At 62.7% G+C, this 26,329-nt stretch carries 24 protein-coding genes; 9 read left to right on the top strand and 15 right to left on the bottom strand.

What is annotated here, in order from left to right; translation table 11 throughout:
* Window positions 1–39 precede the first annotated feature (39 nt).
* The 5 genes from AWB74_RS03060 to AWB74_RS03080 form a co-directional block, all read right to left on the bottom strand.
* Window positions 40–522 carry a cupin domain-containing protein gene (locus AWB74_RS03060; RefSeq protein WP_061123812.1) on the bottom strand — a complete coding sequence of 161 codons (483 nt, stop codon included), beginning with the start codon at window positions 520–522 and terminating at the stop codon, window positions 40–42.
* Between the two features lie 97 nt (window positions 523–619).
* A complete protein-coding gene (fusA, locus tag AWB74_RS03065) occupies window positions 620–2,725 on the bottom strand; it encodes an elongation factor G (RefSeq protein ID WP_061145327.1) in 2,106 nt (701 codons plus the stop codon).
* A gap of 222 nt (window positions 2,726–2,947) precedes the next feature.
* The gene (locus AWB74_RS03070; protein WP_407642394.1) at window positions 2,948–3,466 is read right to left on the bottom strand and encodes a DUF192 domain-containing protein; all 519 of its coding nucleotides are present in this window, start codon (window positions 3,464–3,466) and stop codon (window positions 2,948–2,950) included.
* A gap of 162 nt (window positions 3,467–3,628) precedes the next feature.
* On the bottom strand, window positions 3,629–3,838 hold the full coding sequence (locus tag AWB74_RS03075) for a hypothetical protein (protein WP_061145328.1): 210 nt from the start codon (window positions 3,836–3,838) through the stop codon (window positions 3,629–3,631).
* Between the two features lie 383 nt (window positions 3,839–4,221).
* A complete protein-coding gene (locus AWB74_RS03080; RefSeq protein WP_061145329.1) occupies window positions 4,222–4,797 on the bottom strand; it encodes a pseudouridine synthase in 576 nt (191 codons plus the stop codon).
* Window positions 4,798–5,004: 207 nt separating this feature from the next.
* Here AWB74_RS03080 and icd point away from each other — a divergent pair, with 207 nt between their 5' ends.
* Window positions 5,005–6,261, top strand: coding sequence for an NADP-dependent isocitrate dehydrogenase (gene icd, locus AWB74_RS03085; protein WP_061145330.1), 1,257 nt, complete (start codon window positions 5,005–5,007; stop codon window positions 6,259–6,261).
* Window positions 6,262–6,420: 159 nt separating this feature from the next.
* Here the strand turns inward: icd and AWB74_RS03090 are convergent, their stop codons facing one another.
* Window positions 6,421–6,627 (bottom strand): cold-shock protein, encoded by a 207-nt coding sequence (locus tag AWB74_RS03090; RefSeq protein WP_061145331.1) that lies wholly within the window; start codon window positions 6,625–6,627, stop codon window positions 6,421–6,423.
* A gap of 525 nt (window positions 6,628–7,152) precedes the next feature.
* Here AWB74_RS03090 and clpS point away from each other — a divergent pair.
* Together clpS and clpA are read left to right on the top strand one after the other, a co-directional pair.
* Window positions 7,153–7,467: an ATP-dependent Clp protease adapter ClpS gene (clpS, locus tag AWB74_RS03095; protein WP_008351199.1), complete on the top strand. Its 315-nt coding sequence runs from the start codon at window positions 7,153–7,155 to the stop codon at window positions 7,465–7,467.
* Complete coding sequence (clpA, locus tag AWB74_RS03100) at window positions 7,464–9,767, top strand: ATP-dependent Clp protease ATP-binding subunit ClpA (protein WP_061145332.1); 2,304 nt, start codon at window positions 7,464–7,466, stop codon at window positions 9,765–9,767. The genes clpS and clpA overlap by 4 nt, the downstream gene beginning before the upstream one ends.
* Window positions 9,768–9,838: 71 nt before the next feature.
* Here clpA and dut read toward each other — a convergent pair whose 3' ends face one another.
* The 6 genes from dut to AWB74_RS03130 form a co-directional block, all read right to left on the bottom strand.
* The gene (gene dut, locus AWB74_RS03105) at window positions 9,839–10,285 is read right to left on the bottom strand and encodes a dUTP diphosphatase (RefSeq protein WP_061145333.1); all 447 of its coding nucleotides are present in this window, start codon (window positions 10,283–10,285) and stop codon (window positions 9,839–9,841) included.
* Between the two features lie 11 nt (window positions 10,286–10,296).
* The gene (locus AWB74_RS03110) at window positions 10,297–11,298 is read right to left on the bottom strand and encodes an LLM class flavin-dependent oxidoreductase (RefSeq protein ID WP_061145334.1); all 1,002 of its coding nucleotides are present in this window, start codon (window positions 11,296–11,298) and stop codon (window positions 10,297–10,299) included.
* Window positions 11,295–12,563, bottom strand: coding sequence for a bifunctional phosphopantothenoylcysteine decarboxylase/phosphopantothenate--cysteine ligase CoaBC (gene coaBC / locus AWB74_RS03115; protein WP_061145335.1), 1,269 nt, complete (start codon window positions 12,561–12,563; stop codon window positions 11,295–11,297). The genes AWB74_RS03110 and coaBC overlap by 4 nt, the downstream gene beginning before the upstream one ends.
* The gene (gene lspA / locus AWB74_RS03120) at window positions 12,563–13,078 is read right to left on the bottom strand and encodes a signal peptidase II (protein ID WP_061145336.1); all 516 of its coding nucleotides are present in this window, start codon (window positions 13,076–13,078) and stop codon (window positions 12,563–12,565) included. Before lspA ends, coaBC begins: the two co-directional genes overlap by 1 nt.
* Window positions 13,078–15,909, bottom strand: coding sequence for an isoleucine--tRNA ligase (ileS, locus tag AWB74_RS03125; RefSeq protein ID WP_061145337.1), 2,832 nt, complete (start codon window positions 15,907–15,909; stop codon window positions 13,078–13,080). Before ileS ends, lspA begins: the two co-directional genes overlap by 1 nt.
* Window positions 15,910–16,011: 102 nt before the next feature.
* The gene (locus AWB74_RS03130; RefSeq protein ID WP_061145338.1) at window positions 16,012–17,007 is read right to left on the bottom strand and encodes a bifunctional riboflavin kinase/FAD synthetase; all 996 of its coding nucleotides are present in this window, start codon (window positions 17,005–17,007) and stop codon (window positions 16,012–16,014) included.
* 161 nt (window positions 17,008–17,168) lie between these two features.
* On the opposite strand from AWB74_RS03130, the gene purN reads away from it, so the two are divergent.
* From purN to nadC, 6 genes are all read left to right on the top strand, one after another.
* On the top strand, window positions 17,169–17,819 hold the full coding sequence (gene purN / locus AWB74_RS03135) for a phosphoribosylglycinamide formyltransferase (RefSeq protein ID WP_061145339.1): 651 nt from the start codon (window positions 17,169–17,171) through the stop codon (window positions 17,817–17,819).
* Window positions 17,816–19,114, top strand: coding sequence for an RsmB/NOP family class I SAM-dependent RNA methyltransferase (locus AWB74_RS03140; RefSeq protein ID WP_061145340.1), 1,299 nt, complete (start codon window positions 17,816–17,818; stop codon window positions 19,112–19,114). The genes purN and AWB74_RS03140 overlap by 4 nt, the downstream gene beginning before the upstream one ends.
* Window positions 19,115–19,117: 3 nt before the next feature.
* On the top strand, window positions 19,118–20,482 hold the full coding sequence (locus tag AWB74_RS03145; protein WP_061145341.1) for a mechanosensitive ion channel family protein: 1,365 nt from the start codon (window positions 19,118–19,120) through the stop codon (window positions 20,480–20,482).
* A 233-nt stretch (window positions 20,483–20,715) separates the two neighbouring features.
* Window positions 20,716–21,912, top strand: a complete 1,197-nt coding sequence (locus AWB74_RS03150; protein WP_061145342.1) for a DesA family fatty acid desaturase — start codon at window positions 20,716–20,718, stop codon at window positions 21,910–21,912.
* Between the two features lie 133 nt (window positions 21,913–22,045).
* Window positions 22,046–23,173 carry a quinolinate synthase NadA gene (gene nadA / locus AWB74_RS03155; protein ID WP_061145343.1) on the top strand — a complete coding sequence of 376 codons (1,128 nt, stop codon included), beginning with the start codon at window positions 22,046–22,048 and terminating at the stop codon, window positions 23,171–23,173.
* A complete protein-coding gene (gene nadC, locus AWB74_RS03160) occupies window positions 23,173–24,036 on the top strand; it encodes a carboxylating nicotinate-nucleotide diphosphorylase (RefSeq protein WP_061145344.1) in 864 nt (287 codons plus the stop codon). Before nadA ends, nadC begins: the two co-directional genes overlap by 1 nt.
* On the opposite strand, the gene nadB is transcribed toward nadC, so the two are convergent.
* From nadB to rpmB, 3 genes are all read right to left on the bottom strand, one after another.
* Complete coding sequence (gene nadB / locus AWB74_RS03165; protein ID WP_061145345.1) at window positions 24,033–25,631, bottom strand: L-aspartate oxidase; 1,599 nt, start codon at window positions 25,629–25,631, stop codon at window positions 24,033–24,035. The two genes, nadC and nadB, sit on opposite strands and share 4 nt — an antisense overlap.
* Window positions 25,632–25,823: 192 nt before the next feature.
* Entirely contained in the window at window positions 25,824–25,991 is a 168-nt protein-coding gene (gene rpmG, locus AWB74_RS03170) for a 50S ribosomal protein L33 (RefSeq protein ID WP_014190626.1), read from the bottom strand.
* An 11-nt stretch (window positions 25,992–26,002) separates the two neighbouring features.
* Window positions 26,003–26,236 carry a 50S ribosomal protein L28 gene (gene rpmB / locus AWB74_RS03175; RefSeq protein WP_008351171.1) on the bottom strand — a complete coding sequence of 78 codons (234 nt, stop codon included), beginning with the start codon at window positions 26,234–26,236 and terminating at the stop codon, window positions 26,003–26,005.
* Window positions 26,237–26,329: the final 93 nt, after the last annotated feature.

Genomic DNA, 26,329 nt, shown 5'->3' on the forward strand with positions numbered 1-26,329 from the left:
CAAGGAACGCGCCTCTTCATGGCGTGCGCCCGTGCCGCTTCAGTGATCGTGTGGATGCTTGTGAATCGGATCGACCCAATAGACTTCCTCGGGCTTCTCCACCGCATCGATGTTCAGGTTCACGACGACCGCTTCGTTGTCGCTGCGCACGAGCACGCATTCGAGCGGATCGTCGGTGCTCGCGTTGATCTCCTGATGCGGCACGTAGGGCGGCACGAAGATGAAATCGCCGGGACCGGCCTCGGCGACGAATTCGAGATGCTCGCCCCAGCGCATGCGCGCCTGCCCGCGCACGACATAGATCACGCTCTCGAGCGCGCCGTGATGGTGCGCGCCCGTCTTCGCGTTCGGATGGATCGTGACCGTCCCCGCCCAGATCTTCTGCGCGCCGACGCGCGCCGCGTTGATCGCCGCCGCGCGATTCATGCCGGGCGTCTGCGGAGTGTTGGTGTCGAGCTGATCGCCCTTGATGACCTTGACGCCGTGTTCGCGCCAATCGATGTGCTGATGTGCGTCGCTCATGTCGCTCATTCCGTTTTCATCTGCGGATATGAAAAGTCCGTTGCCGGCACCAACGAGCCAGCAACGGACTTCCGATACTACACGCATCGAGCGCCGATTATTTCGCTTTCGAATTGATGATGGCCTCGGACACGTTCGACGGCGTCTCGGCGTAATGCTTGAACTCCATCGTGTAGGTGGCGCGGCCCTGCGTCAGCGAACGCAGCGACGTGGAATAGCCGAACATCTCGGCGAGCGGCACCTCCGCGCGCACGAGCTTGCCGCCGCCGCCCGCGATGTCCTCCATGCCCTGCACGATGCCGCGCCGTCCCGACAGATCGCCCATCACGTTGCCCATGAATTCCTCGGGCGTCTCGACTTCGACCGCCATCATCGGTTCGAGCAGGACCGGCCTGGCCTTGCGCATCGCTTCCTTGAAGGCGATCGAGCCGGCCATGCGGAACGCGTTTTCGTTCGAGTCGACATCGTGGTACGAGCCGAAGGTCAGCCGCACTTTAACGTCGACGACCGGATAGCCCGCCAGCACGCCGGCCTTCAGCGTCTCCTGAATGCCCTTGTCGACGGCCGGAATGAATTCGCGCGGAATCACGCCGCCCTTGATCTGATCGACGAACTCGTAGCCCTTGCCCGGGTCCGGCTCCAGCGCGATCACCGCGTGACCGTACTGGCCGCGTCCGCCCGACTGCTTGACGAACTTGCCTTCGATGTCCTCGACCTTGTTGCGCACCGTCTCGCGATACGCGACCTGCGGCTTGCCGACCGTCGCCTCCACGTTGAACTCGCGCTTCATCCGGTCGACGAGAATTTCGAGGTGCAGCTCGCCCATGCCGGAGATGATCGTCTGGCCGGATTCCTCGTCGGTCGCGACGCGAAACGACGGGTCTTCCTGCGCGAGACGATTGAGCGCGATGCCCATCTTTTCCTGATCGGCCTTGGTCTTCGGCTCGACGGCCTGCGAAATCACCGGCTCCGGGAAGATCATCCGTTCGAGGATGATGACGTTTTGCGGATCGCACAGCGTGTCGCCGGTCGTCGCTTCCTTGAGACCGACGGCCGCCGCGATGTCGCCCGCGCGCACTTCCTTGATTTCCTTGCGCTCGTTCGCGTGCATTTGCAGAATCCGCCCGAGCCGCTCTTTCTTGTCCTTCACGGGATTGAACACCGTGTCGCCCGAATTGACGACGCCCGAATACACGCGGAAGAAGATGAGCTGGCCGACGAACGGGTCCGTCATAATCTTGAACGCGAGCGCGGAGAACGGCTCGTCGTCGCTCGGATGGCGTTCCGCTTCCTTGTCGTCTTCCGTGTGACCGAGAATCGCGGGCACGTCGACGGGCGAGGGCAGGTAGTCGATCACCGCGTCGAGCATCGCCTGCACGCCCTTGTTCTTGAACGCGCTGCCGCAGAGCATCGGCACGATCTCGTTCGCGATCGTGCGCTTGCGCAGACCGGTCTTGATCTCGTCTTCCGTCAGGCTCTCGTGATCGGTCAGGTATTTCTCGAGCATCTCTTCGCTCGATTCCGCCGCGGCCTCGACCATCTTTTCACGCCACTCGTGCGCGAGGTCCTTCAGGTTGTCGGGGATCTCTTCGTAACTGAACTTGATGCCCTGACTCTCGTCGTCCCAGACGATCGCCTTCATCTTCACGAGATCGACCACGCCCTGAAAATGGTCTTCAGCGCCGATGGGAATCTGAATCGGTACCGCAACGCCTTTCAGGCGCTCGCCGATCTGCCGCTGCACGCGAAAGAAGTCCGCGCCGACGCGATCCATCTTGTTGACGAACGCGATGCGCGGCACCTTGTACTTGTTCGCCTGACGCCACACGGTTTCCGACTGCGGCTGCACGCCGCCGACGGAGTCGTACACCATGCACGCGCCGTCGAGCACGCGCATCGAGCGCTCGACTTCGATCGTGAAGTCGACGTGCCCCGGCGTATCGATGATGTTGATGCGATGCTCCGGATAATTCCCGGCCATGCCCTTCCAGAAGGCGGTCGTTGCTGCCGACGTGATCGTGATGCCGCGCTCCTGCTCCTGCTCCATCCAGTCCATCGTGGCCGCACCGTCGTGAACCTCGCCGATCTTGTGCGTCACGCCGGTGTAGAAAAGGATGCGCTCGGTCGTAGTCGTCTTGCCGGCGTCGATGTGAGCGCTAATTCCGATGTTCCGATAGCGCTCGATGGGAGTCTTGCGGGGCACGTGAACCTCCTGTTGAAGATGTCAGCACGGCGTCGAGTGAGAGCCACAAAGCGTCGCGCTGAATCTTTTTAGGATAGCGCGTCGGCAGGCTCTTTGCAGGAATCTTGCCAGCTCGCGGGAAGGCGCGCGGCGACTTGCGGCAGGCGAAAAAAAACCGGCGAGATTCGATTGAACCGCGCCGGCTTCGGTCATCGTGAAGTCACGACGCCGTACTCGTTGCACTCACTGCGCGCGCGGCAAGCCCTTGATCTGCGTGCCAGGCTTGATGCCCTTCGCCGCGAACCAGCCCTTCGGCATTTCGAGCGCGTACACGCCGTTGTTGCGCGGGCAGTGGTTGTTCTCCGTCTCGGCCTGCATCTCGTCGATGTCGGTGACCGTGCCGTCCGCGCGGATGAACGCGATCGACAGCGGGATCAGCGTGTTCTTCATCCAGAAGCAGTGCACGGCGTTTTCGCCGAACACGAAGAGCATGCCTTCGTTCGGTGCGAGCTTCGTGCGATACATGAGGCCTTGCTCGCGATCCGCATCGTTCGCGGCGACGGCGGCATCGATCACATACATGCCCGCGGTCAGCTTCGCGCGCGGAAAGTCGGACGGCTGCTTCGCGCCTGGCGGAAGAGTTTGCGTTTGCGCCTGCGCGAGCGGGAGTGCGGCGAACGGCAACGCGAGCGCGATGACGGCTGCGCGTGCGGCGCGCAAGAAGTGCTGCAGATTCACGACGAAGCTCCTTTGAGGATCGATGTGCCGGAAACAGGTGGCCCCGCGCATGTTACTCGATGGACCAGACCAAAACAAAAGCGCAAAACAAAAGGGCAGATGCCTTGCGGCCATCTGCCCTTCAACGCCGTAAAGACGGCGGTAATGCTCGTTCTTGACTTCGCTATACCGCGTCTTACAACGAACTTACTGAGCTGCCGAAGCGGCTTCCGGAGCCGAAGCGGCTGCCTTCTTGTGCGACTTCTTCGACGACTTGTGCGACGACTTCTTGTGAGCCGACGACTTGTGAGCCGACGAAGCAGCTGCCGGAGCAGCAGCGGCCGGTGCCGAAGCTTCTTGTGCGAAAGCAGCGGTTGCGAACAGGCCAGCGACGAGAGCAGCGATCAGTTTGTTCATTTGTGAACCCTTTAGCTTGAGTTGATTAACCATACGACCCGGTCAATGAGTCATGTCGGTAAACGAGCCACCTACCTTTCGGTTGACAGTCGCATCGATAAATCAGTGTCGATACTTCTGTGAACGCTTGAACCTTTCAAACACCCTGGAGCACACAGGTTGCTGTAATCAGTTATTCGCTCATGCCGGATAGCTTTGCGCGGCATCTGTGGCCCTTAACGCATCGCGCAAAGAGTCGGTTGACGCGATTTACAGAGAATTGCGCAGCAGACCAAAAATTTTTTCGAAACGCGAAATGAACTAGCCGATATTCATGACATGTGCTTTAAACATGATCAACGAATGGCGCAAGGCGGCTTAATTTCGAGATAGTTGAATGCGATTCAACCAACGCGCTGCCACGGCGCCTGCGGCGGAACCTCGACGGTCTCGCCGGGCGCGAGCCCCAGCGCGAAGAGATCGAGCGCCCCGATCGCGACGCGCACGAGCCGCAACGTCGGATGACCGACGGCTGCCGTCATGCGCCGCACTTGCCGGTTCTTGCCTTCGGTGATGGCGAGCTCGATCCATGTCGTAGGGATCGCGGCGCGGTAGCGGACGGGCGGATTGCGCGGCCAGAGCGCATCGCTGTCCCCGGCCGCGACGAACGCGGTGCGGCATGCGCGCGTCACGTAGTCGCCGAGATCGACGCCTTTAGCGAGCCGCGCGAGCACGGCATCGTCGGGTGCGCCTTCGACTTGCGCCCAGTAGCGCTTCACGAGCTTGTGACGCGGCTCCGCGATGCGCGCCTGCAACGCGCCGTCGTCGGTGAGGAGGAGCAGGCCTTCGCTGTCGGCATCGAGCCTGCCGGCCGGATACACGTTCGGCGTCTTCACCCAGTCGCCGAGCGACGCGCGGGTCTCGTGCGCGGAAAACTGGCAGATGGTCCCGAAGGGCTTGTTCAGGGCGATGAGTGACATGCAGGCGGCGCGCGGCGTGAATCGGATGCGGCATCTTAAAGCATGCGGTCGGGACGTTCCGGGCGCGCCGGAGCAGGCCAGCATGGTTAGAATGATGTATTGGCTGTTCCCGCACGCGCCATCGCCGCGCGCGCTGCATCGCGATGCATTGCGTTTCCCATCCATCCAGTTTGCTTCCATTCAAGCCCGGCCTTATTGGAGTCGACCATGCCGTATCAGCACATCAAGGTTCCGGCGGACGGTGACAAGATCACCGTCAACGCGGATTTCTCGCTCAATGTCTCGGATCAGCCGATCATCCCGTACATCGAGGGCGACGGCACGGGCGTCGACATCACGCCGGTGATGATCAAGGTCGTCGATGCGGCGGTGGAAAAAGCCTACGGCGGCAAGCGCAAGATTCAGTGGATGGAAATGTTCGCGGGCGAAAAGGCGACGCGCGTTTACGGCCCGGACGTGTGGCTGCCGGACGAAACGCTCGACGCGGTGAAGGATTACATCGTGTCGATCAAGGGGCCGCTCACGACGCCGGTCGGCGGCGGCATCCGCTCGCTGAACGTGGCGCTTCGTCAGCAACTCGACCTCTATGTGTGTCTGCGTCCGGTGCGCTACTTCAAGGGCGTGCCGTCGCCGGTGCGCGAGCCCGAGAAGATCGACATGGTGATCTTCCGCGAGAACTCGGAAGATATTTATGCGGGCGTCGAATGGCCGGCGGAATCGCCCGAGGCGAAGAAGGTCATCAAGTTCCTGCGAGAAGAAATGGGCGTGAAGAAGATTCGCTTCCCGGATTCGTCGGGACTCGGCATCAAGCCGGTGTCGCGCGAAGGCACGGAGCGTCTCGTGCGCAAGGCGATCCAGTACGCGATCGACAACGACCGCCGTTCGGTCACGCTGGTGCACAAGGGCAACATCATGAAGTTCACCGAAGGCGCGTTCCGCGACTACGGCTACGCGCTCGCGCAGAAGGAGTTCAACGCAGAACTGATCGACGGTGGCCCGTGGATGAAGGTCAAAAATCCGCGGTCGGGCAATGACATCGTCGTAAAGGACGTGATCGCCGATGCGTTCCTCCAGCAGATCCTGCTGCGTCCCGCCGAATACGACGTCATCGCAACGCTCAACCTGAACGGCGACTACATTTCGGACGCGCTCGCGGCGCAGGTTGGCGGCATCGGCATTGCGCCGGGCGCGAACATGTCGGATTCCGTCGCGATGTTCGAAGCCACGCACGGCACGGCGCCGAAGTACGCGGGCAAGGATTACGTGAATCCGGGCTCGGAGATTCTCTCGGCCGAAATGATGCTGCGCCATCTCGGCTGGTTCGAGGCGGCGGACCGCATCATCGCGTCGATGGAGCAGTCCATTCTGTCGAAGCGCGTCACCTACGACTTCGCACGCCTGATGGAAGGCGCAACACAGGTGTCATGCTCGGGATTCGGACAGGTGATGATCGACAATATGTGAGGACTCACCTCGATTCGCGATGTTAAATAATGACCCCGGAAGGCCTACGCTTTCCGGGGTTTTTATTTCAGGCGGATGCCTCATATATCTGTCTGTCGCAGGCGAAAAAAAACCCGGCGCCAGGGCCGGGTTTCACGAGGCAAAGTTTTGATCGAACGGTCAGATTGCATCCTGGATGTTCGAAGCCTGCTTGCCCTTCGGTCCCTGGACGATCTCGAAGCTGACCTTCTGGCCTTCTTTGAGCGTCTTGAAACCGTTCATTTGAATCGCCGAGAAATGTGCAAACAGATCCTCGCCGCCTTCATCGGGCGTGATGAATCCGTAGCCTTTCGCGTCGTTGAACCACTTGACCGTACCAGTAGACATTCGTACTTCCCCTCTAACTCTCGTCGCAACCAGAGCACGCTCGAAAAGCTCGACGGCCCACCCCACACGTGAACCGCCCCCTCCTCACAAGCTCACCTCGGCCTCTTTTTTTGCGTCCGTGGTTGGCCCCCGGAAAAAAGTGCCAGTTTGATTGTTAAATCTCTTAAATCGAGTGTCAAGGAATTTTTGGGATAGCCGTTAAGCTCGTTGCATGGAGCGCATTTGTAGGGTAATTCCTGCTTTGCGTGTGCGCTGCCGTCCAAGCACGTCATCTTGAAAAGTCGCATAATCGACTCACTTGTGTGATACCCGGCGGCCCGCGGCGTCTGGTGTTCGGTTTGTTTTTTTTGAAGCTGTGCGATACTGATTTCGACGAGGTGCAAGCGGGCCGCGCCGAAGCGTTGGGCAGCGGCAGGAATCGATGGACATTCACCGCGCAGGGGCAGTTTCAGCGTGTCATGCCGACCGGGCGGTCGGTGCTGGAGCAGCAATTGCGGAGATGTCCGTGTTGTTTAGAATGGGTGTATGGCGATCAATCCCAACAAGCAGGATGGCACGGTACTGGAACGGCAGGAGCAGAAGCTCAAGAAGCCGGCCATGTACAAGGTGGTGCTGCTGAATGACGACTTCACGCCGATGGAATTCGTCGTGATGATCGTGCAGGAATACTTCAATAAAGATCGTGAGACTGCGACGCAGATCATGCTGAAGGTTCATCGCGAAGGCAGGGGAGTTTGTGGGGTCTACACGCGAGATATTGCGTCGACCAAAGTTGAGCAAGTCGTTAGCCATGCACGGCAAGCGGGGCATCCGCTGCAGTGTGTGATGGAGGAAGCATGATTGCCCAGGAACTGGAAGTCAGTCTGCACATGGCGTTTATGGAAGCACGTCAGGCGCGGCATGAGTTCATAACGGTCGAGCATCTGTTGCTCGCCCTGTTGGACAATCCGACCGCGGCTGAGGTGTTGCGCGCCTGCGCAGCCAACATTGAAGATTTGCGTCAGAACCTGCGCAATTTCATTCACGACAACACGCCGACCGTGCCGGGCACGGACGACGTCGATACTCAGCCGACGCTTGGTTTCCAGCGCGTGATCCAGCGCGCGATCATGCACGTGCAATCGACCTCGAACGGCAAGAAGGAAGTGACCGGCGCGAATGTGCTGGTGGCGATCTTCGGCGAGAAGGACTCGCACGCGGTGTACTACCTGCAGCAGCAGGGCGTCACGCGTCTCGACGTCGTGAATTTCATTTCGCATGGCATCGCGAAGACGAACAACGGCGAAGCGGCCAAGGCGAACAGCGAAGCGAACCCGGAATCGGAAGACGCCGCCGCGCAGAAGGAAACGCCGCTTGCCCAGTTCACGCAGAATCTCAATCAGCTCGCGAAGGACGGCAAGATCGATCCGCTGATCGGCCGCGAGCTGGAAGTCGAGCGCGTGGTGCAGGTGTTGTGCCGCCGTCGCAAGAACAATCCGCTGCTCGTCGGTGAAGCCGGCGTGGGCAAGACCGCGATCGCCGAAGGGCTCGCATGGCGCATCACGCGCGGCGAAGTGCCGGACATCCTCGCCGACGCGCAGGTCTACTCGCTCGACATGGGCGCACTGCTCGCGGGCACGAAGTATCGCGGTGATTTCGAACAGCGTCTGAAGACGGTGCTCAAGGAACTGAAAGAGCGTCCGCACGCCATTCTGTTCATCGACGAGATTCACACGCTGATCGGCGCGGGCGCGGCTTCGGGCGGCACGCTCGACGCATCGAACCTGCTGAAGCCGGCGTTGTCGTCGGGGCAGTTGAAGTGCATCGGCGCCACGACGTTCACGGAATATCGCGGCATCTTCGAAAAGGACGCGGCGCTCTCGCGGCGCTTCCAGAAGGTCGATGTCACCGAGCCGTCGGTCGAGCAAACCATTGCGATCCTGCGCGGTCTCAAGACGCGCTTCGAAGAGCATCACGGCGTGAAGTATTCGTCGGGCGCGCTGTCGGCGGCGGCTGAGCTGTCGGCACGCTTCATCACGGATCGTCACTTGCCGGACAAGGCCATCGACGTGATCGACGAAGCCGGCGCCGCGCAACGCATCCTGCCGAAGTCGAAGCAGAAGAAGACCATCGGCAAGAGCGAGATCGAAGAGATCATCTCGAAGATCGCGCGCGTACCGCCGCAAAGCGTGTCGCAGGACGACCGCAGCAAGCTCCAGACGCTGGATCGCGATCTGAAGGCCGTGGTGTTCGGCCAGGATCCGGCCATCGACGCGCTGTCGGCGTCGATCAAGATGGCGCGCGCGGGTCTCGGCAAGCTCGACAAGCCGATCGGCGCGTTCCTGTTCTCCGGTCCCACGGGCGTCGGCAAGACCGAGGTCGCGAAGCAACTGGCGTTCACGCTCGGTATCGAACTGTTGCGCTTCGACATGTCGGAGTACATGGAGCGTCACGCGGTGAGCCGTCTGATTGGCGCGCCGCCGGGTTATGTCGGATTCGATCAGGGCGGTCTGCTCACCGAAGCCGTCACGAAGAAGCCGCATTGCGTGCTCCTGCTCGATGAAATCGAGAAGGCGCATCCGGACATCTACAACGTGCTGCTGCAGGTGATGGATCACGGCACGCTGACGGACAACAACGGACGCAAGGCGGACTTCCGCAACGTCATCATCATCATGACGACGAACGCGGGCGCCGAGGCGATGGGCAAGGCGGTGATCGGCTTCACGTCGCGCCGCGAGTCGGGCGATGAAATGGCCGACATCAAGCGCATGTTCACGCCGGAGTTCCGCAATCGTCTGGATCAGATCATCAGCTTCCGTTCGCTGGACGAGGAAATCATCCTGCGCGTGGTCGACAAGTTCCTCATGCAACTGGAAGATCAGCTGCACGAGAAGAAGGTCGATGCGGTCTTCACGGATGCGTTGCGCAAGCATCTCGCGAAGCACGGTTTCGATCCGCTGATGGGCGCGCGTCCGATGCAGCGTCTGATTCAGGACACCATCCGTCGCGCTCTGGCAGACGAGCTGCTGTTCGGCAAGCTGGTCAACGGCGGCCGCGTGACGGTGGACGTCGATGCGGACGACAAGGTTCAGTTGACGTTCGACGAGAACTCGACGCCGCCGCGCAATCCGAATCCGGAAGCGATCGAAGTGGATTGAACGTTGGGGTCTTAGATGTAGAAACGGCGCGGTTTCGACCGCGCCGTTTTTTTTCGCCTGTGCCGCGAGAGTCAGTGCTTGCCCGTGCTGCCAAACCCGCCCGTGCCGCGCTCGCTCGCCGCGAAGTCATCGACGATATTGAACTCCGCCTGCACGACCGGCACGATCACCATCTGCGCGAGGCGCTCCATCGGATTGAGCGTGAACGCAGTGTCGCCGCGATTCCATGTCGAAACCATCAGTTGACCTTGATAATCCGAATCGATCAGTCCGACCAGATTGCCGAGCACGATGCCGTGCTTATGGCCAAGTCCCGAGCGCGGCAGGATCATCGCCGCATAGCCGGGATCTTCGAGATGGATCGCGAGGCCGGTCGGCACGAGCACGGTCTGATGCGGCTCGATGACGAGCGGCGCATCGAGACAGGCGCGCAGGTCGAGGCCCGCGCTGCCGGGCGTGGCGTAGGCGGGCAGGTAGTCGCGCATGCGCGCGTCGAGAATCTTGACGTCGAGTTTCATGTGTTCGGGATTCAGCGGCCGAGTTCGAAGGCTTCGGCCAGAAGTTCATAGGACCGCGTGCGCGCGGCGTAGCTGCCGGCGACCGTGATCACGATCAGTTCGTCGGCGTTGAAGCGTTGTTGCAGGATGTGCATCTGCTCGGTCACGCGCTCCGGCGTGCCGATGATGCTGCGCGCCTTCTCTTGCGCGATCACCGCGAGCTCGCGCTCGCCGTACACCTGCGAGATGCCTTGCGCGATCGACGGAATCGGTTGATTGACGCCATACGCCATTTGCACGCGACGCAGATCGACGGCGCGTTCGAGCGCTTCGGCTTCGCGCTCCGTATCGGCGCAGATGACGAAGACGGCCGCAGCGAGATAAGGCTTCGTTTCATGACCGGCGACGAAGCGCTCGCGATACGCCTCCGCCACGCGATGCCCATACTGCGCGTTGATGAAATGCGCGAACGCGAAGCGGATGCCGAGTTGCGCCGCCAGCAGCCCGCCGAAATCGCTGGAGCCGAGCATCCATAGTTCGGGACGCGTCGCGATCTGCGGTTGCAGCAGCACGCCTTTGGCGAGGGAGTCGTCGGGAATATTGCCGCTGAAGAGCGCGATGAGTTCCGCGACCTGCTGCGGAAACACGTCGCCGCGATTGTACGAACCCGCCGCGACCGCCTGCGCCGTGCGCATGTCGCCGCCGGGCGCGCGTCCCACACCCAGATCGACGCGATTCGGAAACAGCGCTTCGAGCATCAGGAATTGCTCGGCGACCTTGAACGGCGAGTAATACGGCAGCATCACGCCGCCCGAGCCGATGCGAATGCGCTTAGTCAGACTGCCGATGCGCGCCAGCATGACTTCAGGGCACGGATTCGACACGCCGTACAGGCCGTGATGTTCCGCGCACCAATAGCGCGTGTAGCCGAGATCGTCGGCGAGTTGCGCGAGATCGAGCGTCGCGGCGATGGCATCGGCGACGGTGTGTCCGTGGATGACGGGCGTTTGGTCGAGTACTGAAAGTCTGGTCATGAGAGCAATGAAGCGCCACTGCGAGGCGCACGTTTCGCGATTTCCGCGATCAGCGTGCGCGCGAGTTCCTGCTTGTCGGCGCGCGGCAACGGCGTCGAACCGGAGGCTTCGAAGAGCACGACTTCGTTGTCGTCGCGCCCGAACGTCAGTTGCCCGATATTGCCGATGAGAAGCGGCACGTTCTTGCGCTTGCGCTTCTCTTCGCCATGCACTTCGAGATCGCCGCTTTCGGCAGCAAAGCCGACGCAATAGGGCGGGTTCGGCAGCTTCGCCACCGTCGCGAGAATGTCGGGATTCTCGATGAAATTGAAGCTCGGCTGCGTCGCGCCCGGAAGCTTCTTGATCTTCTGCTCGCTCACATGATCGACGCGCCAGTCCGCGACCGCCGCCACCGCGATGAAAATATCGGCGTCGGACGTGGCGGCCATCACGGCGTCGTGCATCTGCTGCGCGGTTTGCACATCTTCGCGATAGACGCCCCACGGCGTCGGCAACGACACCGGACCCGCGACGAGATGCACGTCCGCGCCCGCCTGCGCCGCCGCGCGCGCGAGCGCGAAGCCCATCTTGCCCGACGATCGATTCGTGATGCCGCGCACCGGATCGAGCGGCTCGAAGGTCGGACCCGCGGTAATGAGCACGCGCTGTCCGCGCAGGAACTTCGGCTGGAAGAACGCGCAGATCGCTTCGAAAGCAGCTTCGGGTTCGATCATGCGGCCGTCGCCGACTTCACCGCACGCCTGCGATCCTGAATCCGGACCGAGCACTTCGACGCCGTCCGCGCGAAGCTGTGCGACGTTTCGTTGCGTCGCCGGGTTCTGCCACATTTGACGGTTCATCGCGGGCACGACGAGCAGCGGACAATCGCGCGCGATGCACAGCGTCGAGAGCAGGTCGTCGCACGTGCCGTGTGCGAGCTTCGCGAGAAAGTCGGTGGAGGCGGGCGCGATGACGATCGCATCCGCTTCGCGCGAGAGGTCGATATGCGCCATGTTGTTCGGCATGCGCGCATCCCACTGCGACGTGTAGACAGGGCGGCCCGAGAGCGCCTGCATCGTAACGGGCGTGATGAACTGTGTGGCCGCCTCGGTCATCGCGATCTGCACCGTCGCGCCGGCCTTGATGAGCAGACGAGTGAGTTCGGCGATCTTGTAGCAGGCGATGCCGCCGGTCAGCCCCAAAACGAGATGTTTGCCCGCGAGTTCCAACTTGCCTCCATCGCAAAAAAAGCGCGGCTCCGAGGAGGGAGCCGCGCCAGGGAACATCACTTCGAACCGCGTACGCGCCGCAGTTCGTCGAAGATCAACAGCACCGCGCCTATGGTGATCGCGCTGTCGGCGAGATTGAACGCGGGCCAGTGCCACGTGTTCACGTGAAAGTCCAGAAAGTCGATCACGTGCCCGTATGCGATCCGGTCGACCACATTGCCGATCGCGCCGCCCATGATGAGCGAGAGCGCGAGGCAGAAGAGCCGCTGCGCTGCGTGCTTCTTCAGCAGATAGCAAATGACGATGGCCGCGACGACGCCCAGCGCCGTGAACGCCCAGCGTTGCCAGCCGCCCGCCATCGCGAGGAAGCTGAACGCCGCGCCGCGGTTATAGACGAGCAGCAGGTTGAAGAAGGGCGTGAGCGCATGCGGATCGCCGTAGGCGAACACGCGCTGCACCGCGATCTTCGTCAGCTGATCGAACAGAATCACGATCAGCGCGACGCCGAGCCACGGCACGAGCGAACCGCTGCTTGCACTGCTGGAAGTTTGTTTCGCCATCGTTCGAGCCATTATGCTGCGCCTCGCGTTTCGCCGGCGCCGAAGAGGTTGGAGAAGCAGCGGCCGCACAAGCCGGGATGATCGGCGTGCGAGCCGACGTCCGCGCAATAGTGCCAGCAGCGCTCGCACTTCATGTAGCTCGACGCGGCGACATCGACGCCTTCTTCCGCTTCGCTCGCGACTTTCTCGACTTGCGCCGAAGACGTGATGAGCACGAAGCGTAGCGCATCGCCGAGGCTGGACAGCGCGTCATAACGCGCACCGCTTGCGCGCACGACGACTTCCGCTTGTAGCGACGAACCGATCTGATTCGCCGTGCGCGCTTCTTCGAGCGCCTTGGTCACGTCGCTGCGGGCGCTGCGGATGAGCGTCCACTTGTCGAGCAAGTCGCCGCCGTTCGCGATGTCCGGATAGGTCGCGAAGACTTCCGTGAAGATCGTCTCCTGACCGGGCTTGAGCACCTTGTACGCTTCTTCCGCCGTGAACGACAGATACGGCGCGACGAGCCGCAGCAAGCCGTGCGCGATATGGAACAGCGCGGTCTGCGCGCTGCGGCGCTCGCGTGAATCGGGCTTCGTCGTGTAGAGGCGGTCCTTCAGCACGTCGAGATAGAAGCCGCCGAGATCTTCCGAGCAGAACGTCGCGATCTTCGCGACGACCGGATGGAACTCGTACTTCTCGTAGTGCGCGAGCGCGTCGTCCTGCAGATTGTGCGTGAGCGCGACGGCGTAGCGGTCGATCTCGAGCCAATCGGCGACCGGCACCGCGTTCCTGCCGATATCGAAGTCCGACAGATTCGCGAGCAGGAAGCGCAGCGTGTTGCGGATGCGTCGATACGTTTCCGTCACGCGCTTCAGGATTTCTTCCGAGATCGCGAGCTCGCCCGAGTAATCCGTCGACGCGATCCACAAACGGATGATTTCCGCGCCGAGCCGGTTCGCCACCTCATGCGGATCGATACCGTTGCCGAGCGACTTCGACATCTTGCGGCCTTCGCCATCGACGGTGAAGCCGTGCGTCAAAAGCGCGTCGTAGGGCGGACGGCCATCGAGCATCGATGCCGTCAGCAGCGACGAATGGAACCAGCCGCGATGCTGGTCCGAGCCTTCGAGATACAGATCGGCGGGGAACTGCAGCGAATCCTTGTGCGAGCCGCGCAGCACGTGCCAGTGCGTCGTGCCGGAATCGAACCACACGTCGAGCGTGTCGCGGTTCTTTTCGTACATGTTGGCGTCGTCGCCGATCAGCTCGCGCGGATCGAGCGACTGCCACGTCTCGATGCCGCCTTCCTCGACGCGCTTCGCCACTTCCTCCAGCAACTCAAGCGTGCGCGGATGCAGCTCGCCGGTTTCCTTGTGGACGAAGAACGCCATCGGCACGCCCCATTGACGCTGACGCGAGAGCGTCCAGTCCGGGCGATTCGCGATCATGCTGTAAAGCCGCTGCTTGCCCCACGACGGATAGAACGCCGTGTTCTCGACGCCTTCCAGCGCGGTTTCGCGCAGCGTCTTGCCGCCGTCCTTGGGCTTCACGTCCATGCCGGCGAACCATTGCGAGGTCGCGCGGTAGATGATCGGCGTCTTGTGGCGCCAGCAGTGCATGTAGCTGTGCGTGTACTTTTCGCTTTTGAGAAGCGAGCCGGCGCCGTCGAGCGCTTCGACGATCTGCGGATTCGCCTTCCAGATCGACAGCCCGCCGAAAAGCGGCAGCGATTCGATGTAGCGGCCATCGCCCATCACCGGATTGATGATGTCCGAATCCGCCATGCCGTGCGCCTTGCACGACACGAAGTCTTCCACGCCATAGGCCGGCGACGAATGCACGATGCCCGTGCCGCTTTCGGTCGTCACATAATCGCCGAGGTAGACGGGCGCAGTGCGCTTGTAGCCCGGATGCGCCGCCGCCAGCGGATGATGGAAGCGCAGGTTCGCGAGCTTTTCGCCCGTCGCCGTCGCAATCACATCACCGCTCAGGCCGTAATTCTGCAGGCACGCCTCGACGCGCTCCTGCGCGAGGATCAGCATACCGCGCGGCGTATCGACGAGCGCGTAGACGATCTCCGGATGCACGTTCAACGCCTGGTTCGCAGGAATGGTCCAGGGCGTCGTCGTCCAGATGACGATGCCGCCTTCCTGCTTCGGCAACGCATTCAGCCCGAACGCCTGCGCGGTCTTTTCCGGCTCGGCGAAGGCGAACATCACGTCGATGGTCGGATCGGTCTTGTCCTTGTACTCGACTTCCGCTTCAGCCAGCGCCGAGCCGCAGTCGAAACACCAGTTCACCGGCTTGAGGCCGCGGAACACGAAGCCCTTTTCCATGATCTTGCCGAGCGCGCGGATTTCGCCCGCTTCGTTGGCGAAGTTCATCGTCCTGTACGGATTGTCCCAGTCGCCGAGCACGCCCAGACGCCGGAAGCCGAGCTTCTGCTTTTCGATCTGCTCGCCGGCATAAGCACGCGCCTTCTGCATCACTTCGATGGCGGGCAGCGTCTTGCCGAACTGCTTTTCGATCTGGATTTCGATCGGCATGCCGTGGCAGTCCCAGCCCGGCACATAGACCGCGTCGAAGCCCGCGAGATTGCGCGCCTTGACGATCATGTCCTTCAGGATCTTGTTGACCGCGTGGCCAAGGTGGATGTCGCCGTTCGCATACGGCGGGCCGTCGTGCAGGATGAACTTCTTGCGGCCGTTGCTGGCCGCGCGGATCTTCTCGTAGATCTGCTTGTCCTGCCATTCCTTGACCCACGCGGGTTCGCGCTTCGGCAAATCGCCGCGCATCGGGAAGGGCGTGTCGAGCAGATTGACGGGGTATTTCGAGGAGGCTTTCTCTTTCTTGTCGCTCATGGGTGACTCAGTGAATTCGGGAGACGGCGCTTATCGACGCGCGATGATTCGGGAAGGCGAGGGCAGCGGGCGGCGCGCTTTTCTCAAAGCGGCACCGCGCGCTCACCTAATTCGATCGGTGGCCGAAATGGCGAAGCCGGTGGCCCGGCTGCCCGCGTTGCTCGCCGGCGGCAGGCCGAAGTACGCGCGCGCGTTGTCGACATCTTTCGCGATGGCCGCGCCGAGCGTTTCGAGGTCGACGTACTTTTCCTCGTCGCGCAGCTTCTTCAGGAATTCGACGCGCACGAGCTTGCCGTAGGCGTCGCCATGCCAGTCGAGCACGAAGACTTCGAGCAGCACGCGGCCGGAATCGTCGACGGTCGGACGCAGGCCGAGACTGGCGACCGCGGGCAAAGGCTCATCAGCGAGACCGTGCACGCGCACGACGAAAATGCCCGCGAGCGCCGGCCGCTTGTGCGCGATCGGCAGATTCAGCGTGGGAAAGCCGAGATCGCGGCCGAGCTTCGCGCCGTGCACGACGTGTCCGCTGATGATGTACGGCCGCCCGAGCGCGACTTGCGCCGCGTCGAGATCGCCCGCGACGAGCGATGCCCGCACCGACGACGACGAAATGCGCGCGCCGTTCGGATGCGCGACCGTGGCCATCTGCTCGACCTCGAAGCCGTATTGCTCGCCCGCGCGTTTGAGCGATGCGAAATCGCCCGCGCGCTTCGCGCCGTAGCAGAAGTCGTCGCCGACCATGACCCAGCGCGCGTGCAGCCCGTCGACGATCACGTTCTTCACGAACGTATCCGGCGACTGGCTCGCAAACGTCTTGTTGAAGTGCTCGACCACCACGCGATCGACGCCGTTGGTGCGCAGTGCTTCCAGCTTGTCGCGCAGCATCGCGATTCGCGGCGGCGCGCCGGCCGGATTGAAGAACTCGCGCGGATGCGGCTCGAAAGTCATCACGCAGACCGGCAGGCCGCGCGCGTCGGCGGCGGCCCGCACGTGCGCGAGCAGCGCCTGGTGACCGCGATGGACACCGTCGAAGTTGCCGATGGTCAGTGCGCAGGGCGCCCGGCTTTCGGCATTGGGGAGGCCGCGAAAGACTCTCACGATAGGCGTTGGTCGGTGGGAGGGGCTGATGCTGCAAAGCGTTAGATTATAGACGCTCGCACGCATGGACGGGCGCGCGCGGCCCGCCGTGTTCCTCGTGCGTTGCCTGAGCATTGCCGTTTGGCACGATTTTCGCACCCGCCGAATGATAAAATCCGCGGATGAAAAAAATCGTCATTCTGATCTCCGGACGCGGGAGCAACATGGAGGCCGTCGTGCGCGCGTGTGCGCGCGAAGGCTGGCCGGCTCGCGTCTGCGCGGTCATTTCCAACCGGCCCGATGCCGCCGGGTTAGGCTTCGCGGCCGCGAACGGCATCGAAACCAAAGTGGTGGATCATCGTCAGTTCGATGGGCGCGAATCGTTCGATGCCGCGCTCGCGCATGAAATCGAGCGCTTCGAGCCCGATCTCGTCGTGCTGGCGGGTTTCATGCGCGTCCTGACCGATGCCTTCGTCGGGAAATACGCGGGGCGCATGCTCAACATTCATCCGTCGCTGTTGCCGTGTTTTCCGGGCCTGCGCACGCATCAGCAGGCGCTCGACGCCGGCGTGCGCGTGCACGGCGCGAGCGTGCATTTCGTGACGCCGACGCTGGATCACGGGCCGATCGTTGTGCAAGGCGCGATTCCGGTCATCGCCGGCGACGACGCCGCCGCGCTCGCCGCGCGCGTGCTGAAGGTCGAGCACGTCATCTATCCGCGCGCGGTGCGATGGTTCATCGAAGGGCGACTTTGTATCGAGGGCGAACGTGTCGCCCTCACGCCGTCTGAGCCGCAATGGCTCTTTGCCGACATTGCCGGGGAGGGCGCATGAGGCTGCATGGATTTCTGATCGGACAAACCGAAACTTTGCTCGCGGACGTGCTCCGCTTTTCCGGCCCCGCCGATGCCGCGACGAGCCGCTTCTTCCGCGCGCATCCGAAGCTCGGTCACGGCGAGCGCGGCGTGATTGCGGAGGCCGTGTTCGCCGTGCTGCGCCGGAAGATGGAGTTTTCGCATCTCGCGGAAAGCGGCAGCGGCAACCAGGCGCGCCGTCTCGCGCTGCTCGGCCTGATGCAGACGGCGGGCCTCTCCGCCTTGAAGCCGTTCGTTTCCGCCGACGAGTATCAATGGCTCGCGCAAGTCTCGAAGATCGATCCGGCGAGCCTGCCGGTGCGCGTGCGCACGAACCTGCCGCAGTGGATCTACGACGCGATGGGCAAGCGTTTCGCGCCCGAAGAACTCGCGCAGCTCGCCGCCGCGCTGAACTATCCCGCGCCGCTCGACCTGCGCTCGAACCCGATCAAGGCGGATCGCAAGGTCGTGCTGAAGGCGCTGACGGAGGCCGGCATCGACGCGGGCGAAATGCCGTTCGCGCCGTTCGGCATCCGCGTGGACGGCAAGCCGGCGCTGACGCGCCTCGCGCCGTTCCAGGAAGGCTGGATCGAGGTGCAGGACGAAGGCAGCCAGTTGCTCTGTTCGCTGATGGCGCCGCGCCGCGGCGAGATGATCGTCGATTTTTGCGCGGGCGCGGGCGGCAAGACGCTGGCGCTCGGCGCGATGATGCGCTCAACGGGCCGTCTCTACGCGTTCGACGTGTCCGACCGCCGGCTCGCGAAACTGAAGCCGCGCCTCGCGCGCAGCGGTCTGTCGAACGTGAATCCGGTACTGATCGACAGCGAGCACGATGCGAAGATCAAGCGCCTCGCGGGCAAGATCGACCGCGTGCTCGTCGATGCGCCGTGCTCCGGCCTCGGCACCTTGCGCCGCAATCCGGACCTGAAGTGGCGCCAGTCGCCCGCGACCGTCGCGGAGCTGACGCCGAAGCAGCTCTCGATTCTCACGAGCGCCGCGCGTCTCGTGAAAACCGGCGGCCGGCTCGTCTACGCGACGTGCTCGATGCTCGAAGCGGAGAACGAAGGCGTCGTCGCACAGTTCCTCGAGGCGCATCCGAACTTCCGCGTCGTGCCCGCGCGCGACGTGCTCGCGGAACAGCGCATCGATCTGGATACGGGCGAATATCTGTCGCTGTGGCCACACAAGCACGGCACCGACGGTTTCTTCGCCGCAGTGCTGGAGCGTGTGCCGGACGCCGCCAAAGCGCCGAAAGCAGCGGAAGAAACCGCGTAAGCGATGCAGATCCTGACCGACCTCTCCGCGCGGATTTTCCGCGATTTCGGCGAGCCGGAAGTGATCTGGCAGGTGGCGGTTCTGATCGGCCTGCTCGCGGTGGCCTGGTGGTGCGCGCGTCTGCTTCGCAAGAAGCTCGATGCGCGCCGTCAATCGCGCTTCGAAGCCGTGCGCTTCGGCGCGGAAAGTCTCAACAAGGCGCTTTTTCCGCTGCTCGGCGCGGTTTTCGTGTCGATCGCGCAAATCGCGCTGGCACCGTTCATTCATACGTCGTTTCTGCGCCTCGCGCTCGTGCCGCTGTGCGGCATCACCGTCATCTATACGATGCTCTACGTCGCGCGGCGCGTGTTCAGCCGCGGCCAGGCTGAGCACGAGGCCAACGCGCTGCTCTATCTCTTCGAGAAGCTCGTGACGGTGATCGTCTGGGCCGTGATGGTGTTCACCGTCATGGGTATCCAGGACGATGTCGTCCACTGGATGGCGAGCGTGCGCTTCAACTTCGCGAACGCGCACATGACGTTGCTCTCGCTCGCCTCGGGCGTGCTGTGGGTGTGTGTGACGCTGATCGTCGCGATGTGGGCCGGCGCGCTGCTCGATGATCGCCTGATGCGCGCCCGCTCGCTCGACGCGAATCTAAAGGTGGTGCTCGCGCGCATCGGACGGGCGCTGATGATTCTCGCCGCCATTCTGGTGAGTCTGTCGATCGTCGGCATCGACATAACGGTGCTCGGCGTGTTCGGCGGCGCGTTGGGCGTCGGGCTCGGCTTCGGCTTGCAGAAGATCGCGAGCAATTATGTGTCGGGCTTCATCATCCTGCTGGATCGCTCGCTGCGGCTCGGCGACATGATCAACGTCGCGGGCAGTCAGGGCACGGTTACGCAAATCCGCACGCGCTACACCGTCGTGCGCGGGCTCGACGGCATCGAGACGCTGATTCCGAACGAGAAGCTCATCACCGATGTGGTGCAGAACCACTCGTCGTATCTCACGCGCGGCAACGCGAAAATCGCCGTGCAGGTGAGCTATCGGTGCGATGTCGAGCGGGCGATGCAGCTGCTCGCTGACGCGACGCAGGGCATCGAGCGCGTGTTGCAGGACCCGGCGCCCGCAGCGCTGCTCGCGAGCTTTGGTACGGACGGCATCAATCTGGAGCTGAGTTTCTGGATCGAGGACGCCGCGAAAGGCACGGGCGGCGTAAGGTCGCAGGTCAACCGGGCGGTTTGGCGGTTATTCTCGGAGAACGGCATCGAAATTCCGTACGCTCAGCGAGAGATCAGAATTATCGATGGCGTCGCCCGGGCGCGCGGCGAATCGGTACTAAGTGCCGAAAATCGCGACCTTGGCGCGGCGCCCGCGACCCAAGCATGACCGACTGCTTCAATCTTTCGATCTGACCTATGAATCAGCACCAATTCGGGGCGTGAGTTTTTCCTCGTTTTGCTACGATTCAAAAAATTTCACCTTTAGGACAACGACTTGGAACGCATGCAGTAGAATGCGATCGAACTTGCGCACATAGCTTTCATGCGCACAACACGTCTTTCGAGGTCGGTCAGACCGGCCATTTTTCCCGAATTTCACAGCTATACAGGTAAAACGCCTTGCTGAATTCTTCGCTCGAATTTCTCGCCAACGGATTGCTTGACCTTTCCTGGTGGCAGATTCTGCTGTTCACGCTCGCGATGACGCACGTCACCATCGCCGGCGTCACGATTTATCTTCACCGCTGCCAGGCGCATCGCGCGCTGGACCTGCATCCCGTCGCGGCTCATTTCTTCCGCTTCTGGCTGTGGATGACCACCGGCATGCTGACCGGCCAGTGGGCGGCCATCCATCGGAAGCATCACGCGAAGTGCGAAACCGAGGAAGATCCGCACAGCCCGCAGACGCGCGGCATCTGGAAGGTGCTGCTCGAAGGCGCGGAGCTTTATCGCACGGAAGCGAAAAACGAAGAAACGATGCGCAAGTTCAGTCATGGCACGCCGAACGACTGGATGGAACGCAACGTCTACACGCGTTATCCGATCCTCGGCATCAGCGTCATGATGGTCCTCGACGTCGCGCTGTTCGGCATCGTCGGTCTGTCGGTGTGGGCCGTGCAGATGATCTGGATTCCGTTCTGGGCGGCAGGCGTCGTCAACGGTCTCGCGCACTGGTGGGGTTATCGCAACTTCAACTCGTCGGATGCATCGACGAACATCTTCCCGCTCGGCATTCTGATCGGCGGCGAAGAACTGCATAACAACCACCACACGTTCGCGACGTCCGCGAAGCTCTCGAGCAAGTGGTACGAGTTCGACATCGGCTGGATGTATATCCGCCTGATGTCGATGGTCGGCCTCGCGAAGGTGAAGAAGGTCGCGCCGACGCCGAAGCTCGCGGCGAGCAAGGCGGTTGTGGATCAGGACACGCTGCAGGCCGTGCTGGCGAACCGCTATGAAGTCATGGCGCGCTACGGCAAGGCGCTCAAGCACGCCTACGCGCAGGAACTGTCGAAGCTGAAGGAGGCCGGCGCGCGCGAGAAGTATCAGCTGATGCGCGGCGCACGCAAGTGGTTCCACAAGGACGAAGACGGCCTGAACGAGCCGCAGCTCAAGCAACTGCCCGAACTGACTTCGGATAACCAGAAGCTGCGCACGTTCATCGAGCTGCGCAAGGACCTGTCGTCGATGTGGGATCGCTCCAACGCATCGCGCGAGCAACTGGTCACGCAATTGCAGGACTGGTGCCATCGTGCGGAAGCGAGCGGCATCAAAGCGTTGCAGGATTTCGCGCTGCGTCTGCGCCGCTACGCCTGACGCGCGTAATCCGTTAAAATTTAAGGACGTCACAAGACCCCGCTCTGGCGGGGTCTTTGTTTTTGGGCGACGGTTTTTCGCATTTCGCATTTCGCATTTCGTTTTGCTTGAGCAGCAAGCAGGGGACAGGGACATGGAAGCGATCAGAAGCGTCGAGTACGACCGGCCGCAAGGCCTGACGTGTGGAGTGGGCGAGGCGTGGGCGCGGGTGCCGCAAGCGCCATCGCCGGAAGAGCGGCGAGCGCTCAAGGAGCGCATTCGCGCATTGTTGCAGCGGGAGAAGGCGGTTCTCGTCGCTCACTATTATGTCGATGCCGAACTCCAGGAACTCGCCGACGAAACCGGCGGCTGCGTCGCCGATTCACTCGAAATGGCACGCTTCGGGCGCGATCACGCAGCGAAGACGCTGGTCGTCGCAGGCGTGCGCTTCATGGGCGAGACGGCCAAGATTCTGAGCCCGGACAAGCGCGTGCTGATGCCCGATCTCGATGCGACGTGCTCGCTCGATCTCGGCTGCCCCGCCGACGAGTTCTCCGCGTTCTGCGATGCGCATCCGGATCGCACCGTCGTCGTATACGCGAACACGAGTGCGGCCGTGAAGGCGCGCGCTGACTGGATGGTCACGTCGTCGATCGGTCTCGAGATCGTCGCCGATCTTCACGCGCGCGGAGAGAAGATTCTGTGGGCGCCGGACCGGCATCTCGGCGGCTACATCCAGAAGAAAACCGGCGCGGACATGCTGCTGTGGCAAGGCTCGTGTCTCGTCCACGACGAATTCAAGGGCATCGAGCTCGATCTGCTGCGCAACGAGTACCCCGACGCGAAGATTCTCGTGCATCCGGAATCGCCGGAAGGCGTCGTCGCGCTCGCGGATGTGGTCGGGTCGACGACGCAACTCATCGATGCCGCCGTGAAGCTCGACGCGACGCGCTTCATCGTCGCGACGGATCTCGGCATTCTGCACAAGATGCGGCTCGCCGCGCCCGGCAAGACGTTCATCGAAGCGCCGACCGCCGGCAACAGCGCGACGTGCAAAAGCTGCGCGCACTGCCCTTGGATGGCGATGAACGGTCTCGCCAATCTCGCCGACGTGCTCGAACGCGGCCACAACGAGATTCACGTCGATCCGGCCATCGGGCTGCGCGCGCGCGTGCCGATCGACCGCATGCTCGACTTCGCCGCGCGTCACAAGAAGCGCGTGCAGACAAGCGGCGATCTGGCGAAAGACGCATCGTTGTTCACGAACGTGGGGGCAGCGTGATGTCACTCTTCGAAGAAGTCCGCGCCCAGTACGGCGAAGCGTTCGATGCGGCCCTCGCGCGCAATGTCGAGGACGCGCTGAAGGAAGATGTCGGCAGCGGCGATGTCACCGGCCGTCTCGTGCCCGCCGATGCGCGGCGCACGGCGCGGATCATCGTGCGTGAGGAAGCCGTGCTGTGCGGCGTGCCGTGGTTCGACGAGGTGATGCGCCGCGTCGATCCGTCGATCGAGGTCGAATGGCAATACCGCGAAGGCGAGCGCATGGCGGCGAACGCGCCGGTCGTGCTGCTGCACGGCCCGGCGCGCTCGCTGCTGACGGCCGAGCGCAACGGACTTAATTTTCTGCAATTGCTATCGGGTGTCGCGACCGCGACGCGCCGTTATGTCGACGCGATCGAAGGCACGCGGGCGCGCATCCTCGACACGCGCAAGACGTTGCCGGGCCTGCGGCTCGCGCAGAAGTACGCGGTGCGTGTGGGCGGCGGCGCGAACCAGCGGCTCGCGCTCTACGACGGCATTCTGATCAAGGAAAATCACATCGCGGCGGCGGGCGGCGTGGCCGCGGCGATGGCCGCGGCGCTCGCGCTGAATACGGGCGTGCCGATCCAGACCGAAGTGGAAACGCTGGAGCAGCTCGAAACGGCGCTCGGGTCGGGCGCGGAATCGATCCTGCTCGACAATTTCACGCTCGACATGATGCGCGACGCCGTGCGCATCACGGCCGGCCGCGCATTGCTGGAAGTATCCGGCGGCGTGAATTTCGACACCGTGCGCGCCATTGCCGAAACCGGCGTGGACCGCATTTCCATCGGCGCGCTCACGAAGGACGTGCGCGCGACCGATTTCTCGATGCGCCTGCTTTAAACGGCGCGACGGCGTGCGGCCGGCGGCATGAGCACCGTCGGCAGCGCCTTCGGCAAGGTTCCGGGCCAGTCGCGGCTGTAGTGCAGGCCGCGGCTCTCTCGCCGCGAGCACGCGGACTCGACGATCAGCGAGGCTACATCGACGAGATTGCGCAGTTCCAGCAGATCGCGGCTCACCTTGAAGTTCGCGTAGTACTCGTGGATCTCGTCGCGCAAGAGGGCGATGCGGTGCTGCGCGCGCGCGAGCCGCTTGTCCGTGCGCACGATGCCCACGTAATTCCACATCAGACGCCGCAGCTCGTCCCAGTTGTGCGCGACGACGACTTCTTCATCCGGATCGGACACGCGGCTTTCGTCCCAATCGGGCAATTCGGCGTGACAGCCCTTCGAGAAACCGTCCGCTTCGATGGCCTGTGCCGCCGCGCGGCCGATCACCAGACATTCGAGCAGAGAGTTGCTCGCGAGCCGGTTGGCGCCGTGCAGTCCCGTGTATGACGTCTCGCCGACCGCGTACAGTCCCGGCCGATCCGTGCGCCCCGCGAGATCCGTGACGACGCCGCCGCACGTGTAATGCGCGGCGGGCACGACCGGAATCGGCTCCTTCGCGATATCGATGCCGAATTCGAGGCAACGCGCGAGAATCGTCGGGAAGTGCTCTTCGAGGAAGGCGCGTGGCTGGTGGCTGATGTCGAGATACACGCAATCGATGCCGCGCTTCTTGATCTCGAAGTCGATCGCGCGCGCGACGATATCGCGCGGCGCGAGCTCGGCGCGCTCGTCGTGCGCGGGCATGAAGCGCGTGCCGTCCGGCAGGCGCAGGATGCCGCCTTCGCCGCGCACGGCCTCGGAGATGAGGAACGACTTCGCGTACGGGTGAAACAGGCACGTCGGATGAAACTGTATGAACTCCATGTTCGCGACGCGGCAGCCCGCGCGCCACGCCATCGCGATACCGTCGCCGGTCGCGGTGTCGGGGTTCGTCGTGTAGAGATAGACCTTGCCCGCGCCGCCCGTCGCCAGCACGGTATGCGGCGCCTGGATCGTCACGGTGCGGCCCGTGCTCAGGTCGAGCGCGTACAGTCCGTGACAGCGATGGCCGGGGAGCCCGAGACGATCGGACGTGATCAGATCGATCGCGACGTGATCCTCAAGCACGGTGATGTTCGGATGGTTGCGCACGCGCTCGGCGAGCGTCGTGACGACCGCGTGGCCGGTGGCGTCCGCGGCGTGAATGATGCGGCGATGGCTGTGGCCGCCTTCGCGCGTCAGATGGAAGCCGAGTTCGGCGGAGACATCGCGCGTGAAGGGCACGCCTTCGTCGATGAGCCATTCGATCGCCGCGCGCCCGTTCTCGACGATGAAGCGCGTCGCCGCCTCGTCGCACAGGCCGCCGCCCGCGACGAGCGTATCGTCGACGTGATTGTCGACGCTATCGGCCGAATCCAGCACGGCCGCGATGCCGCCTTGTGCCCAATCGCTCGCGCCGACGCTCGCCGCGCGCTTCGCGAGAATCGCGACACGCCGCGTCTGAGCCAGATTCAGCGCGACGCTCAGACCTGCGAGCCCGCTTCCCACGATCGCTACATCGAAATTCATGCTGCCGGTTCTCCGTCCGTATGCTTGTCGATAGCCGGCAAGCATACCCCGCATGAACATTCGGTGACAGCGAAAACCCCCGCACGGTCGTGTGCAAAGCGTGTGAAATAGCGCTGCGGAAAAACAAAAAGCCTCGCAATTGCGAGACTTTTTGCTGTCTTCGCCTTTCGGCAGGTCTCAAAATCAAGTGGCTTACTTGATCTTGGTTTCCTTGTAGTCAACATGCTTGCGGGCGACCGGATCAAATTTCTTGATCAGCATCTTTTCCGGCATGTTGCGCTTGTTCTTGGTCGTCGTGTAGAAGTGACCCGTGCCTGCGGTCGACTCCAGCTTGATCTTGTCGCGTGCGCCTTTGGCCATGTGCGTGCTCCTTAGATTTCACCGCGTGCGCGCAGGTCTGCGAGCACGGCGTCAATACCGTTCTTGTCGATCAGGCGCAGACCGGCGTTCGAGACGCGCAGACGGACCCAGCGATTTTCGCTTTCAACGAAGAAACGGCGGTTCTGCAGGTTCGGCAGGAAACGACGCTTGGTCTTGTTGTTTGCGTGGGAAACGTTGTTGCCCGACATCGGGCCTTTCCCAGTTACTTGGCATACGCGTGCCATGAGGACACTCCTAATACACGATTAAGTCTGAGCCGAACGCTCGATTGAAGGAAAATCCTTCGTTCGATGCCTCGTTTCGCCCGATTTGCCCAT

The sequence above is a fragment of the Caballeronia arvi genome (genome assembly GCF_001544695.2).
Lineage (GTDB): Bacteria > Pseudomonadota > Gammaproteobacteria > Burkholderiales > Burkholderiaceae > Caballeronia > Caballeronia arvi.

Excerpts from the sequence above, each read along its gene's own strand:
- AWB74_RS03060 (WP_061123812.1), bottom strand. The coding sequence starts at position 522 with ATGAGCGACGCACATCAGCACATCGATTGGCGCGAACACGGCGTCAAG.
- AWB74_RS03075 (WP_061145328.1), bottom strand. The coding sequence starts at position 3,838 with ATGAACAAACTGATCGCTGCTCTCGTCGCTGGCCTGTTCGCAACCGCT.
- AWB74_RS03080 (WP_061145329.1), bottom strand. The coding sequence starts at position 4,797 with ATGTCACTCATCGCCCTGAACAAGCCCTTCGGGACCATCTGCCAGTTT.
- icd (WP_061145330.1), top strand. The coding sequence starts at position 5,005 with ATGCCGTATCAGCACATCAAGGTTCCGGCGGACGGTGACAAGATCACC.
- AWB74_RS03090 (WP_061145331.1), bottom strand. The coding sequence starts at position 6,627 with ATGTCTACTGGTACGGTCAAGTGGTTCAACGACGCGAAAGGCTACGGA.
- clpS (WP_008351199.1), top strand. The coding sequence starts at position 7,153 with ATGGCGATCAATCCCAACAAGCAGGATGGCACGGTACTGGAACGGCAG.
- clpA (WP_061145332.1), top strand. The coding sequence starts at position 7,464 with ATGATTGCCCAGGAACTGGAAGTCAGTCTGCACATGGCGTTTATGGAA.
- dut (WP_061145333.1), bottom strand. The coding sequence starts at position 10,285 with ATGAAACTCGACGTCAAGATTCTCGACGCGCGCATGCGCGACTACCTG.
- AWB74_RS03110 (WP_061145334.1), bottom strand. The coding sequence starts at position 11,298 with ATGACCAGACTTTCAGTACTCGACCAAACGCCCGTCATCCACGGACAC.
- coaBC (WP_061145335.1), bottom strand. The coding sequence starts at position 12,563 with ATGTTCCCTGGCGCGGCTCCCTCCTCGGAGCCGCGCTTTTTTTGCGAT.
- lspA (WP_061145336.1), bottom strand. The coding sequence starts at position 13,078 with ATGGCTCGAACGATGGCGAAACAAACTTCCAGCAGTGCAAGCAGCGGT.
- ileS (WP_061145337.1), bottom strand. The coding sequence starts at position 15,909 with ATGAGCGACAAGAAAGAGAAAGCCTCCTCGAAATACCCCGTCAATCTG.
- purN (WP_061145339.1), top strand. The coding sequence starts at position 17,169 with ATGAAAAAAATCGTCATTCTGATCTCCGGACGCGGGAGCAACATGGAG.
- AWB74_RS03140 (WP_061145340.1), top strand. The coding sequence starts at position 17,816 with ATGAGGCTGCATGGATTTCTGATCGGACAAACCGAAACTTTGCTCGCG.
- AWB74_RS03145 (WP_061145341.1), top strand. The coding sequence starts at position 19,118 with ATGCAGATCCTGACCGACCTCTCCGCGCGGATTTTCCGCGATTTCGGC.
- nadA (WP_061145343.1), top strand. The coding sequence starts at position 22,046 with ATGGAAGCGATCAGAAGCGTCGAGTACGACCGGCCGCAAGGCCTGACG.
- nadC (WP_061145344.1), top strand. The coding sequence starts at position 23,173 with ATGTCACTCTTCGAAGAAGTCCGCGCCCAGTACGGCGAAGCGTTCGAT.
- nadB (WP_061145345.1), bottom strand. The coding sequence starts at position 25,631 with ATGAATTTCGATGTAGCGATCGTGGGAAGCGGGCTCGCAGGTCTGAGC.
- rpmG (WP_014190626.1), bottom strand. The coding sequence starts at position 25,991 with ATGGCCAAAGGCGCACGCGACAAGATCAAGCTGGAGTCGACCGCAGGC.
- rpmB (WP_008351171.1), bottom strand. The coding sequence starts at position 26,236 with ATGGCACGCGTATGCCAAGTAACTGGGAAAGGCCCGATGTCGGGCAAC.